A 13,185-nucleotide genomic window follows, 5' to 3' on the forward strand; every position below is an offset into this window, starting at 1 on the left:
AAACCTGAAAACGACCTACTCCGTCGTCAAAATCAGGACTTTCCTACAAGTCTGTTACAGCCCTCAAACAGGCGTTCTAGGCGGCATGCGTGTCACCCCTGAGCACTTTGGTGACACGCATTACCCAAGTTGCCCAGAAACGACACTCTTGAGTGTCACCGACAACGCCTGCACCGATCGCGACATCCGACTGACGGTAGGCATCGTCTTGCACGTTTTAAGGTCACGAGGTGGTGCTTTGCACCGTTATGATGAGCGTGGTGCCAGCGCCGATCGCTCGACGATGACACCGCAGGTCGAAGAAGTGCATCAGCACTCGATGGCGCTGACGGCAAGGCCGCCGCGCGAGGTTTCCTTGTACTTGTCGTGCATGTCGGCACCTGTATCACGCATGGTGCGGATCACCTGGTCGAGGGAGATGAAATGCTCGCCATCACCACGCAACGCCATCTGCACAGCGTTGATGGCTTTCACTGCAGCAATTGCATTGCGCTCGATGCAGGGCACCTGCACCAGTCCGCCTACCGGGTCGCACGTCAGGCCTAAATTGTGTTCCAGGGCAATCTCGGCTGCGTTTTCAACCTGGGGCGGGGTAGCGCCCAGTACCTGAGCAAGTCCTGCAGCGGCCATGGCGCAGGCCGAGCCCACCTCACCCTGACAGCCCACCTCGGCCCCTGAGATCGAGGCGTTCTTCTTGCACAGGATGCCCACGGCGGCGGCCGCCAGGAAGAAATCCACCACGCTGGACTCGTCCACCTCGTCACTAAAGCGCATGTAGTAGTGCAGCACCGCCGGAATGATGCCGGCCGCGCCATTGGTAGGCGCGGTGACCATGCGCCCGCCTGCGGCGTTTTCCTCGTTCACGGCCAAGGCGAACAGGTTGACCCACTCCATGGCGCTCATGGTCGAGCCGATCACGTTGGGCTTGCCGATTTCCTGCAGGCTGCGGTGCAGCTTGGCAGCACGACGACGGACATTCAGCCCGCCCGGCAGCGTGCCTTCGTACTTGAGCCCATTGTTGACGCACTCCTGCATGGCATCCCAAAGCGTGTGCAGGCCGGCCCGAATTTCTGCCTCGCTGCGCCAGACCCGTTCATTGGCCATCATCAATTGCGACACACTCAGGTCGTTTTGCTTGCACAGGCGCAACAGCTCGGCCGCGCTGTTGAAATCGTACGGCAGCACGGTCTGGTCGGCGTCCAGCACGCCACTGGCGGCCTGGGCGGCATCGACCACGAAGCCACCGCCGACTGAGTAGTAGGTATCTCGGTGAATTTCGCCCTGCTCGCCTTCTGCCACAAGGGTCATGGCGTTCGGGTGGTAAGGCAGGTTCTCGTCAAGCAGCAGCATGTCACGGGCCCAGATGAAATCGATGGGCAGGCGGTTATCGAGTTTGAGCACTTGGGTTTCGCGCAGGTCGGCGATACGCGGGACAATCTGGGTAGGGTCGATGGCGTCTGGCCATTCGCCCATCAGCCCCATGATGGTGGCGTTGTCGGTTCCATGGCCGATACCGGTAGCCGACAGCGAGCCATACAGGCGCACCTCGATCCGCTTAACCTGTTCCAGCTCGCCGCGCTCGCGCAGCCCCTGGACAAACAGGGCACCGGCTCGCATGGGGCCGACGGTATGCGAGCTGGAAGGCCCGACACCGATCTTGAACAGGTCGAACACGCTGATGGCCATTGTCGAATCACCTCTTGCTGGGCTTGTCTGTACGCGCAATGCGCAGGGCGGGGCAGCTGCTAGGCTGGACTGCAGGCCGCCTTCAATGCACGCATCATCGGGCTTTTGCCACCCTGCTCGCCGTCTGCAACCGACGTAGTCTTGTCCAGCCGCGCCGCCTGTTTTGCAGGCTCAGTGCGCCGCTTTCCGGTGCCTTGGTGACGCAAAAAAGCGGCAGGATGGGTAGAAGAATCCATAAGCGACATTGCCCATACTGGATGCGACCCGTTGCGTACTGGATACGACTCCACCAGTAGGCGATTGCCCGGCGCTGGAGGATTATCGAAAGCGACTCGTAAAGCACGGCCACGCAACCTGCCCTCTGCAGGCCTGATCGATCGGACCCTCAGAACGTCCGACGAACCACGCGAACCCGAAGACAAAATCACAGGAGTCCACCCATGAAAGGTTCACCCTCGCTGTTGCTGGTCGCGTTGCTGTCCGCACCGGTACTGGCCCAGGCCGCAGAACCCGAGCAGTGCCAGACGGTGCGGTTTTCGGATGTCGGCTGGACCGACATCACGGTAACCACGGCCACCACCAGCGCTGTGCTCGACGCCCTGGGCTACAAGACGCACACCACCATGATCTCGGTGCCGGTGACCTACAAGTCGCTGGCGGCCGGTAAGGACCTGGACGTGTTTCTCGGCAACTGGATGCCGACCATGGAGAACGACATCAAGCAGTACCGCGACGCCGGTACGGTCGAAACCCTGCGCGCCAACCTGGAAAACGCCAAGTATACGCTCGCAGTACCGCAAGCCCTGTACGACAAGGGTTTGAAGGATTTCAGCGACATTCCCAAGTTCAAGGATGAGCTAGGCGGCAAGATCTACGGGATCGAGCCGGGCAACGATGGCAACCGCACCATCCAGAGCATGATCGACAAGAACGCCTTCGGCCTGAAGGACGCCGGCTTCAAGATTATCCAGTCCAGCGAGGCCGGCATGCTTTCCCAGGTGGACCGCTCGCAGAAACGTGGCGAGGCCATCGCATTCCTGGGATGGGAGCCGCACCCGATGAACACCCGGTTCAAGATGCAGTACCTGACCGGTGGCGATGAGTTCTTCGGCCCCGATTTTGGCAAGGCGACGGTGTACACCAATACCCGCAAGGGGTATGCGCAGGAATGCAGCAACGTCGGCCAACTGTTGAAGAACCTGTCGTTCGAGCTCAAGGACGAAAGCACCATGATGGGCTATGTCCTGGACGACAAGATGAAGCCTGACGCCGCTGCGCGCAAATGGCTCAAGGACAATCCCGGCAAGCTGGACACCTGGCTGGCAGGCGTGACCACTGTGGATGGCAAACCTGGCCTGGAGGCGGCCAAGGCCAAGCTGACGCAATAACCGAACTACGCAGTAGCGCTACCTCGGGGCAGGACCGTGCCCGCCCCGGGTTGATTTCAATCTACGCAGGTGGAAGCTCGCTATCATGCTTATCGATCAGAAAATACCCCTGGGCCAATACATGTCCTCGTTCGTCGAGTGGCTGACCCAGCACGGCGCGAATTATTTCGACGCCATCGCCCAAGGCCTGGAGTTCATGATCCATGGCGTCACCAGTACCCTGACCTGGTTCAACCCGCTCGTGCTCATCGCCCTGTTCGCTGCACTGGCGCACTTGATCCAGCGCAAGTGGGCATTGACCGCCTTCGTCGGATTGTCCTTCCTGCTGATCCTCAACCTGGGCTACTGGCAGGAAACCATGGAAACCCTGGCCCAGGTCAGCTTCGCCACCGTGGTCTGCGTGGCTATCGGCGTGCCGCTGGGTATCGTCGCCGCACACAAGCCGATGTTCTACACCGCCATGCGGCCGGTGCTCGACCTGATGCAGACGGTCCCCACCTTCGTCTACCTGATCCCTACCCTTACCCTGTTCGGCCTGGGCGTGGTGCCTGGGTTGATCTCGACGGTCGTGTTCGCCATCGCCGCCCCCATCCGCCTGACCTACCTGGGCATCTGCGATGTACCCCAGGAACTGATGGACGCCGGCAAGGCCTTTGGCTGCTCGCGCCGTCAACTGCTCACCCGTATCGAACTGCCCCATGCGATGCCGAGCATCGCCGCAGGCGTCACCCAATGCATCATGCTGTCGCTGTCGATGGTGGTGATCGCCGCCCTGGTGGGCGCCGACGGCCTGGGCAAACCTGTGGTCAACGCACTGAACACCGCCGATATTTCCCTGGGCTTCGAAGCGGGCCTGGCAATCGTGCTGCTGGCGATCATGCTCGACCGTATCTGCAAGCAACCGGAGCTGCCGGCCAGGAGTGAAGCATGAGTATCATTCGATTCGAAGACGTCGACGTCATCTTCTCCAACAAGCCACGCGAAGCGCTGTCGTTGCTGGACCAGGGCAAGACCCGCGAAGAAATTCTCAAGCAGACCGGCCTTGTGGTCGGCGTAGAAAAAGCCAACCTGGACATCCAGAAAGGCGAGATCTGCGTGCTCATGGGCCTTTCCGGTTCGGGCAAGTCCAGCCTGCTGCGCTGTATCAACGGGCTGAACACCGTGAGCCGCGGCAAGCTGTTCGTGGAGCACGAAGGCAAGCACATCGATATCGCCCACTGCACCCCGGCTGAACTGAAGATGATGCGCACCAAGCGTATCGCCATGGTGTTCCAGAAGTTCGCCCTGATGCCTTGGCTCACGGTGCGCGAGAACATCAGCTTCGGCCTGGAAATGCAGGGCCGCCCCGAGAAGGAACGGCGCAAGCTGGTCGACGAAAAACTCGAACTGGTAGGCCTGGCCCAGTGGCGCAACAAGAAGCCCGATGAATTGTCCGGCGGCATGCAACAGCGCGTAGGCCTGGCACGTGCGCTGGCCATGGACGCCGACATCCTGCTGATGGACGAACCGTTCTCGGCCCTGGACCCTTTGATCCGCCAAGGCCTTCAGGACGAATTGCTGACCCTGCAGAGCCAGCTGAACAAGACCATCGTCTTCGTCAGCCACGACCTGGACGAGGCGCTCAAGCTGGGCAGCCGGATCGCGATCATGAAGGACGGACGGATCATCCAGTACAGCAAGCCCGAGGAAATCGTGCTGAACCCGGCCGATGAATACGTGCGCACCTTCGTGGCCCATACCAACCCGCTGAACGTGCTGTGCGGACGCAGCCTGATGCGCTCGCTGGACAACTGCAAGCGCGTCAACGGTTCGGTCTGCCTGGACCCCGGCGGCGACTCGTGGCTGGACCTGGGTGAAGGCAATTCGATCAAGCGTGCGCGGCAAGGCCAGAATGGCCTGGAGATGCAGAACTGGGCGCCAGGGCAGGCAGTGGAAGGCCTGAGCCGCAGGCCAACCCTGGTGCATGCCGACATCGGCATGCGTGAGGCCCTGCAGATTCGCTACCAGACCGGCAACAAGCTGGTGCTGCAGGAAAACGACAAAGTCGTGGGCATTCTGGGAGACACCGAGCTGTATCACGCGCTGCTGGGCAAGAACCACGGTTGATTGCACGAGGGCCGCACTCGCGGCCCTCTTCTTTGAGGAGAGCGGTTCGCGCTGCGGGCTGGCTTGCCTACATCTTCAGAAACGCTTTACAGGCTGCCAATTCATCAGGTTAGAATCGGTTGGCACGCGACCTGCTAGCAAACATCGAATACGCGCTACCACGTCTTCCCTCCTCGTTGTCCCGGAGTACCTGCCTTTGGATGCCAGTACCATCAATAGCCTGTTCCTGATCGGCGCATTGCTGGTAGGGGCAAGCATCCTGGTCAGTTCGCTGTCGTCGCGGCTCGGCATCCCGATTCTGGTCATTATCCTGGCCGTCGGCATGATCGCTGGCGTGGACGGGGGTGGCATCATTTTCAACAACTACCCGACCGCCTACTTGGTGGGCAACCTCGCGCTTGCCGTGATCCTGCTCGACGGTGGTCTGCGCACGCGGGTAGCAAGCTTCCGGGTTGCCTTGTGGCCGGCGCTTTCGCTGGCAACGGTCGGGGTCATGATCACCACGGCGCTGACCGGCATGGTGGCGGCCTGGTTGTTCGACCTGAGCCTGATCCAGGGCTTGCTGATTGGCGCCATCGTGGGCTCCACCGATGCCGCGGCGGTCTTTTCACTGCTGGGCGGTAAAGGCCTGAACGAACGGGTCACCGCCACGCTGGAAATCGAATCGGGTAGCAACGACCCGATGGCGGTGTTCCTCACCGTGACCCTCATCGACATGATCGCCAGCGGCCAGACCGGGCTGCACTGGAGCCTGCTGGGCCACCTGCTGCGCGAGTTCGGCATCGGCGGGCTGCTGGGGCTGGGCGGCGGCTGGGTGATGCTGCAGCTGGTCAACCGCATCAACCTGGCAGGCGGCCTGTACCCGATTCTGGTCGTGGCCGGTGGCCTGGTGGTCTTCTCGCTGACCAACGCCCTGCATGGCAGTGGTTTCCTGGCGGTCTACCTGTGCGGGCTGGTGCTGGGCAACAAGCCGATCCGCAGCCGCCACGGCATTCTGCACATGCTCGACGGCATGGCGTGGCTGGCCCAGATCGGGATGTTCTTGGTGCTGGGCCTGTTGGTGACGCCTCACGATCTGCTGCCTATCGCCCTGCCGGCACTGGGCCTTGCCCTGTGGATGATTCTGGTCGCACGCCCCTTGTCGGTGGTCGCCGCACTGCTCCCCTTCAAGGCGTTCCACGACCGCGAGAAGGCCTTCATTTCCTGGGTGGGCCTGCGCGGCGCCGTGCCCATCATCCTGGCGGTATTCCCGTTGATGGCCGGCCTGCCAGACGCTCAGCTGTTCTTCAACTTGGCGTTCTTCATCGTCCTGGTTTCGCTGCTGGTGCAGGGCACCAGCCTGCCCTGGATGGCCAAACTGCTCAAGGTGACGGTCCCGCCAGACCCGGCGCCCATTTCACGCTCGGCACTGGAAGTGCACATCACCAGCGAATGGGAGATGTTCGTCTATCGCCTGGGTGCCGAAAAGTGGTGCATTGGCGCAGCGCTGAGGGAGCTGAAGATGCCAGAGGGCACGCGCATCGCCGCGCTGTTCCGTGGCGAACAATTGCTACACCCTTCGGGCAGTACGGTGCTGGAAGTGGACGACATGCTGTGCGTGATCGGGCATGAGCACAACCTGCCTGCACTGGGCAAACTCTTCAGCCAGGCACCCCAGCGCGGGCTGGACCTGCGCTTCTTCGGCGACTTCGTGCTCGAAGGCGATGCCGAACTCGGCGCCGTGGCATCGCTCTACGGTCTCAACGTCGACAGCCAGGATGCCCACATGCCGCTGGCGCAGTTCATCCGACAGAAGGTCGGAGGCGCGCCAGTGGTAGGCGACCAGGTCGAATGGCATGGCACGATCTGGACCGTGGCGACCATGGACGGGAACAAGATTCAGAAAGTGGGCGTCAGATTCCCCGAAGGATCGCGACCAGGACCAGGATTGTTCCTCTAAACTTCGTTTCTGCCTGATCCACAAGTAGTCTGCCTATGTCCTTTCGCCTGCACCTTCGCACAGCCCTGCTCGGGCTGTGCCTTTGCCTTCCCCTGGCGGTCGCCGCCGCTGAAGCCCCCACCACCGCCAGCGTCCAGGAAAGCCTCGACAAGATCGCCGAGCGCAAGCTGCCCGAAGCCGATCAGAAGGCCCTGCAGCAAGTGCTCGAGCAGACCCTCGGCCTGCTGGCCAGCAAGGAAGACAACGAACGCAAGCTGGCTGCCCTCAAGCAGCAACTGGCCAGCGCGCCCAAGGAAACCAGCGACAGCCAGAAAGAGCTGGCAAGGCTCAAGCAGAGTTCGGTGCAGTCGGTGGCCCAGCGCTACGCAAACCTAGGCGTGCCGCAGCTCGAGCAGATGCTCAGTGAGCGCACTACCCAGCAAGGCGAGCTGCAAAAAGCGCTGGCCGAAGCCAACAGCCTGATCATCAATTCGCAGACCCGTCCCGAACGGGCCCAGTCCGAGATCAGCAGCAGCCAGGCGCGGGCCCAGCAAATCAACAGCATCCTCAAAAGCGGCAAGGACGCGGGCAAGCCTGTCAGCCCCGACCTGCGCAACCAGCTCAACGCCGAACTGGCCTCGCTCAACGCCCTTACCCAGTTGCGCCGCCAGGAGCTGGCTGGAAACAGTGTGCTGCAGGACCTGGGCAATGCCCGCCACGACCTGCTGATCGAGCGCACAGCACGCCTGGAACAGGAAATCCAGGACCTGCAGACTCTGATCAATGACAAACGCCTGGCCCAGTCCCAGGAAACCGTCACGCAGCAGTCGATCGAAGCCCAGAAAGCCGGCGGCAGCAGCCTGCTGGCCACCGAAAGCGCAGCCAACCTCAAGCTGTCCGACTACCTGCTCAGAAGCACCGACCGGCTCAACGAACTGACCCAGCAGAATCTGCGGACCAAGCAGCAGCTCGACACCTTGACCCAGGCCGACCAGGCGCTGGACGAGCAGATCAGCGTGCTCAAGGGCAGCCTGCTGCTGTCCAAGATCCTCTACAAACAGAAACAGACCCTGCCGCATCTCAAGCTCGACCGTGACTTGGCTGACCAGATCGCCGACACACGCCTGTACCAGTTCGAGGTCAATCAGCAGCGCGAGCAGATGAGTAGCCCGATCAGCTACGTGGACAAACTGCTGGCAGCCCAGCCCCCTGAAACCGTCACCCCCCAGTTGCGCAAGGCATTGCTGGAAGTGGCCATCACCCGCAGCGACTTGCTCGAACGCCTGAACCGGGAGCTGTCGGCCCTGCTCAACGAATCCATTACCTTGCAGCTTAACCAGAAGCAGCTGCTGGGCACTGCCCAGAGTCTGCGTACCACGCTGGACGAGCAGATGTTCTGGATACCCAGCAACAAGCCATTGGACTGGGACTGGCTGGCCTATGTGCCGCAACGCCTGGCTGACCAGGTGGCGGACCTGCCGTGGGGCTCGGGCCTCAAGGAGCTGGCTGACGGGTTGAGTCAGCGCCCGTTGCTGTTCCTGCCGCTGTTGCTGGTGATCGGCGCGTTGCTGTGGCGACGCAAGTACCTGTACCAGCGCCTGGGCAAGGTGCACCAGGACATCGGCCATTTCCGCCGCGACAGCCAGTGGCACACCCCTCAGGCGATCTTGATCAACATCCTGTTGGCGATGCCAGTGAGCCTGGGTCTTGCGCTGTGCAGCTATGCCTTGCAGATCGACGCCCGCGGGCAGAACGCCAACCTTGGCGCGGCGCTGTGGCAACTGGCCCAGGCCTGGCTGGTGTTCTATACGGCCTACCGCATTCTCTCGCCTGGCGGGGTGGCCGAGATTCACTTCCGCTGGTACAAGCCGCAAGTGGAGTTCCTCCGCGGCTGGGTCCGGCGTCTTGGCACCGTGGTGCTGGCACTGGTAGGGGTAGTGGCGGTAGCCGAACACCAGCCCTCGGCGCTGGCCGATGACGTTCTGGGGATTGGCGTGGTGCTGACTTGCTACGCATTGATGGCCTGGTTGCTCAGCCGCCTGTTGCTGAGCAGCCCTGCCCACCGCGACACCTCGCTGTTTCGCAAGGCAGTGGGTGTGGCGTTCACGGCCTTGCCCATCGCCCTGTTCATCGCCGTGTGCTTCGGCTACTACTACACGGCGCTGAAACTCACCGACCGCCTGATCTACACCCTCTACCTGCTGCTGTTCTGGCTGGTGATCGAGGCGGCATTCGTGCGCGGGCTGTCCGTGGCCGCCCGACGCCTGGCCTACCAGCGCGCGCTCAGCAAGCGGGCTGCGGCCAAGGAAGGGCTCGATGGTGAAGTCGTCGTCGAAGAACCGACGCTGGATATCGAACAGGTCAACCAGCAGTCCCTGCGCCTGATCCGCCTGGCCTTGCTCGGCGGTTTCATCGCCGGCCTGTACTGGGTGTGGTCGGACCTGCTCTCGGTGTTCGCCTACCTCAACAACTTCGTGCTGTACGAATACACCAGCGGTACAGGCGCTGCGGCGAGCATGGTCCCCATCAGCCTCGGTGACCTGCTCGGCGCACTGGTGATCGTGGGCATCACCTTCGCCCTGGCCGGCAACTTGCCCGGCCTGCTGGAGGTGCTGGTACTGTCGCGGCTGAACCTGGCCCAGGGCAGCGCCTACGCCACCACCACGCTGCTGTCCTACACCATCGTCGGCGTCGGCATCGTCAGCACCCTCTCCACCCTGGGGGTCAGCTGGGACAAGCTGCAGTGGCTGGTCGCCGCGCTGTCGGTAGGCCTGGGTTTCGGCATGCAGGAAATCTTCGCCAACTTCATTTCGGGCATCATGATCCTGTTCGAACGCCCGGTGCGTATCGGTGACACCATCACCATCGGCAACTTGTCGGGCACGGTGAGCAAGATCCGCATCCGCGCCACCACCATCACCGACTTCGACCGCAAGGACATCATCGTCCCCAACAAGACGTTCATCACCGGGCAACTGATCAACTGGTCGCTCACCGATACCGTCACCCGCGTGACCCTGAAGCTGGGCATCGACTACGGCTCGGACCTGGACCTGGTGCGCGACCTGCTGCTCAAGGGTGCACATGAGAACCCCAGGGTACTCAAGGACCCCGAACCCCTGGTGTACTTCCTGCAATTCGGGGAAAGCTCGCTGGACCACGAACTGCGCATGCATGTCCGTGACCTGGGCGATCGCAACCCCACGCTGGACGAGATCAATCGCTACATCAACCGGGAATTCAAGGCGCACGACATCAAGATCTCCGTACGCCAGGTCGAGGTGTTCCTGATGGACCCCAAAGCCGGCAAACAACAGTTGATACCGATGGACTCGCCAAAATCCGATGGCACTCCCCCGGTGTGATTGGACTCCATAGGGCAGATATGCCTGTTCCACCCGCGAGGGCGTGGTCCTCGCTCACGGCCGGTCCGCCCGCACAGGGCCACGCAGCGGCCTCTTGCCACCCCGACTCAGGAGCAGCCCCGTGAAAGCGCTCGACCAGCTCACCTTCGACAACCGCTTCGCCCGCCTGGGCGACGCATTCTCTACCCAGGTACTGCCCGAGCCCATCGCAGACCCTCGCCTGGTGGTTGCCAGTGCGTCGGCCATGGCGCTGATCGACCTGGACCCGGCCCAGGCCGAGCTGCCGTTGTTCGCCGAGCTGTTCAGCGGCCACAAGCTCTGGGAAGGCGCCGATCCGCGGGCGATGGTGTACTCCGGCCATCAGTTCGGCGGCTACAACCCGCGCCTGGGGGACGGGCGCGGCCTGTTGCTGACCGAGGTGGTCAACGATGCCGGTGAACATTGGGACCTGCACCTCAAGGGCGCCGGCCAGACACCCTACTCACGCATGGGCGATGGCCGTGCCGTGCTGCGTTCTTCGATCCGTGAGTTTCTGGCCAGCGAAGCCTTGCATGCCTTGGGCATACCCAGCAGCCGCGCCCTGTGCGTGATCGGCTCCAGTACCCCGGTGTGGCGCGAAACCCAGGAAAGCGCTGCCATGCTCACCCGCCTTGCCCAGAGCCATATCCGCTTTGGCCATTTCGAGTACTTCTATTACACCCAGCAGCCCGAGCAGCAGCGCGTGCTGATCGACCATGTACTCGATGAGCATTACCCGCAGTGCAAAGACGCCGCACAGCCTTACCTGGCCATGTTCCAGACCATCGTCGAGCGCAATGCCGAGCTGATCGCACGCTGGCAAGCGTACGGCTTCTGTCACGGCGTGATGAACACCGACAACATGTCGATCCTGGGAATCACCTTCGATTTCGGTCCGTTCGCATTCCTCGACGATTTTGATGCCAACTTCATCTGTAACCACTCCGACGACCGCGGCCGCTACAGCTATGCCAATCAGGTACCGATCGCCCATTGGAACCTCAGTGCGCTGGCCCAGGCCTTGACCACGGTGATCGATGTCGAAGCGCTCAAGCAGGCGCTGGCGCTGTTCCTGCCCCTGTACCAGGCCCATTACCTGGACCTGATGCGTCGTCGGCTCGGCCTGACGACGGCCGAGGACGAGGACATGGCCCTGGTCGAGCGCCTGCTGCAACGCATGCAGAGCGGTGGCGTGGACTACAACCTGTTCTTCCGCCGACTGGGCGATCAACCGCTGGCCGACGCGCTGCAATCGGTACGTGACGACTTCGTCGACTTGGCGGGTTTCGACGCCTGGGCGGTGGACTATCAAGCGCGCTGCGAACGTGAACCGAACCATGCTGCCGGGCGGCGTGAGCGCATGCACGCCGTGAACCCGCTGTATGTGCTGCGTAACTATCTGGCGCAGAACGCCATCGAAGCGGCCGAGGCAGGCGACTACACTGAGGTCAGGCGTTTGCATCAGGTGCTCAGCCGCCCGTTCGAGGAACAGACCGGGATGCAGGCCTATGCAGCGCCGCCCCCTGCCTGGGGCAAGCACTTGGAAATCAGTTGCTCGTCCTGAAACCCACTTACTCGAACGGAGATGAAATGACCGATTCGCTGGTTGTCCCTTGCCCTCACTGCAATGGCCTGAACCGCTTACCCGCCGACCGCCTGGGCGATGCGCCCAAGTGTGGCCGCTGCAAGCAGCAGGTCGTGCTGCAGACGCCGTTCGTGCTGACCGGGAACAGCTATGCCAGCCAGGTCAAAGGCGACCTGCCCTTGCTGATCGATGTCTGGGCCGATTGGTGCGGCCCCTGCAAGGCCTTCGCGCCAGTGTTCGAACAGGCGGCCCGCCAATTGAGTGGCCGCTGCCGCCTGGCCAAGCTCGACAGCGAAGCCAACCGCACCTTGGCCGGGCAACTGGGCATTCGCTCGATCCCGAGCCTCATCCTGATGCGCAACGGCCGCGAGGTCGTGCGCCAGGCGGGGGCTCTTCCCCTTCAGGCACTGCTGGAGTGGCTGCGCAGCAAAGGGGTTTGACTTCAGGTACCCCCCAGCAGCGACTCATAGGGGATGCGTAACCCCTCGTGCAGGCGTCTGATCATGGAGAGGCTCAGCCTACGCTTTCCATTCAAGACCTCAGATACCCGGCCACTGGGCCCGATATAGGGCTCCAGGTCTCGCGGGGTGAGGCTTTGTTGCTCCATGCAGAATTTGATGGCTTCCAGAGGGGTAGCCGACTGAATGGGGTAGTACTTGTTTTCGTACACTTCAATCAGGGTTACGAGTACTTCCATTTCATCAGCTTCGGGGGTGCCCGGTTCGGCTTGGAAGATAGCCTCAAGCCGCCGAAAGGCCGCGTGCAGATCCTCATCACTGCGAATAGGCTTAATATTCACACACTGTCTCCACGTCAATTTCGTCATAGCATTCATGGGTGCCGACGAATTTCACCCAGGCGATGCCCGACTTATATTGCATTTCCATGACGAGGCGATATTTATTACCGCCAATGTTGAAAACAATGCGGTTCCTTCCACAGATGCGAGCGTTGCCGAGCTGATCTTTCACATCCTGCGGTGTTAGCCAAGTAGCTTTGATCACTAAGTCATACCAGCTTTCCAATGCAGCCTTGGCATCGCGATTACCGGGCATCTCCCAAAATTTCACTAGACTGCTTTTGGCAATCACCCGCATTTCAAAAAATCTCCCGTTTTGG

The 13,185-nt window shown here is 61.8% G+C and carries 10 protein-coding genes; 7 read left to right on the top strand and 3 right to left on the bottom strand.

Annotated elements, in window-relative coordinates:
- Positions 1-309 precede the first annotated feature (309 nt).
- Positions 310-1,686 carry an L-serine ammonia-lyase gene (locus ACF8E5_RS07370; RefSeq protein ID WP_078479266.1) on the bottom strand — a complete coding sequence of 459 codons (1,377 nt, stop codon included), beginning with the start codon at positions 1,684-1,686 and terminating at the stop codon, positions 310-312.
- A 440-nt stretch (positions 1,687-2,126) separates the two neighbouring features.
- Between ACF8E5_RS07370 and ACF8E5_RS07375 the strand changes: the two genes are divergently transcribed.
- The 7 genes from ACF8E5_RS07375 to trxC all read left to right on the top strand — a co-directional run bounded on the left by ACF8E5_RS07375 (position 2,127) and on the right by trxC (position 12,506).
- Positions 2,127-3,074 carry a choline ABC transporter substrate-binding protein gene (locus tag ACF8E5_RS07375; RefSeq protein ID WP_392475084.1) on the top strand — a complete coding sequence of 316 codons (948 nt, stop codon included), beginning with the start codon at positions 2,127-2,129 and terminating at the stop codon, positions 3,072-3,074.
- Positions 3,075-3,156: 82 nt separating this feature from the next.
- Entirely contained in the window at positions 3,157-4,005 is an 849-nt protein-coding gene (gene choW, locus ACF8E5_RS07380) for a choline ABC transporter permease subunit (protein WP_193754990.1), read from the top strand.
- Positions 4,002-5,180: a choline ABC transporter ATP-binding protein gene (gene choV / locus ACF8E5_RS07385; protein WP_023532472.1), complete on the top strand. Its 1,179-nt coding sequence runs from the start codon at positions 4,002-4,004 to the stop codon at positions 5,178-5,180. Before choW ends, choV begins: the two co-directional genes overlap by 4 nt.
- Positions 5,181-5,376: 196 nt before the next feature.
- Positions 5,377-7,119, top strand: a complete 1,743-nt coding sequence (locus ACF8E5_RS07390; protein WP_058602953.1) for a potassium/proton antiporter — start codon at positions 5,377-5,379, stop codon at positions 7,117-7,119.
- 35 nt (positions 7,120-7,154) lie between these two features.
- Positions 7,155-10,463: a mechanosensitive channel MscK gene (gene mscK / locus ACF8E5_RS07395; protein ID WP_078479267.1), complete on the top strand. Its 3,309-nt coding sequence runs from the start codon at positions 7,155-7,157 to the stop codon at positions 10,461-10,463.
- A 121-nt stretch (positions 10,464-10,584) separates the two neighbouring features.
- The gene (gene selO, locus ACF8E5_RS07400) at positions 10,585-12,045 is read left to right on the top strand and encodes a protein adenylyltransferase SelO (protein WP_058638105.1); all 1,461 of its coding nucleotides are present in this window, start codon (positions 10,585-10,587) and stop codon (positions 12,043-12,045) included.
- Between the two features lie 26 nt (positions 12,046-12,071).
- On the top strand, positions 12,072-12,506 hold the full coding sequence (trxC, locus tag ACF8E5_RS07405; protein ID WP_197844109.1) for a thioredoxin TrxC: 435 nt from the start codon (positions 12,072-12,074) through the stop codon (positions 12,504-12,506).
- A gap of 2 nt (positions 12,507-12,508) precedes the next feature.
- On the opposite strand, the gene ACF8E5_RS07410 is transcribed toward trxC, so the two are convergent.
- A complete protein-coding gene (locus ACF8E5_RS07410) occupies positions 12,509-12,865 on the bottom strand; it encodes a type II toxin-antitoxin system HigA family antitoxin (RefSeq protein ID WP_058638107.1) in 357 nt (118 codons plus the stop codon).
- The gene (locus ACF8E5_RS07415) at positions 12,855-13,163 is read right to left on the bottom strand and encodes a type II toxin-antitoxin system HigB family toxin (RefSeq protein WP_197844108.1); all 309 of its coding nucleotides are present in this window, start codon (positions 13,161-13,163) and stop codon (positions 12,855-12,857) included. The genes ACF8E5_RS07410 and ACF8E5_RS07415 overlap by 11 nt, the downstream gene beginning before the upstream one ends.
- Positions 13,164-13,185 lie beyond the last annotated feature (22 nt).

Source organism: Pseudomonas sp. WSY_20 (assembly GCF_043104335.1).
Taxonomy (GTDB): domain Bacteria; phylum Pseudomonadota; class Gammaproteobacteria; order Pseudomonadales; family Pseudomonadaceae; genus Aquipseudomonas; species Aquipseudomonas parafulva_B.

Excerpts from the sequence above, each read along its gene's own strand:
- ACF8E5_RS07370 (WP_078479266.1), bottom strand. The coding sequence starts at position 1,686 with ATGGCCATCAGCGTGTTCGACCTGTTCAAGATCGGTGTCGGGCCTTCC.
- ACF8E5_RS07375 (WP_392475084.1), top strand. The coding sequence starts at position 2,127 with ATGAAAGGTTCACCCTCGCTGTTGCTGGTCGCGTTGCTGTCCGCACCG.
- choV (WP_023532472.1), top strand. The coding sequence starts at position 4,002 with ATGAGTATCATTCGATTCGAAGACGTCGACGTCATCTTCTCCAACAAG.
- mscK (WP_078479267.1), top strand. The coding sequence starts at position 7,155 with ATGTCCTTTCGCCTGCACCTTCGCACAGCCCTGCTCGGGCTGTGCCTT.
- trxC (WP_197844109.1), top strand. The coding sequence starts at position 12,072 with ATGACCGATTCGCTGGTTGTCCCTTGCCCTCACTGCAATGGCCTGAAC.
- ACF8E5_RS07415 (WP_197844108.1), bottom strand. The coding sequence starts at position 13,163 with ATGCGGGTGATTGCCAAAAGCAGTCTAGTGAAATTTTGGGAGATGCCC.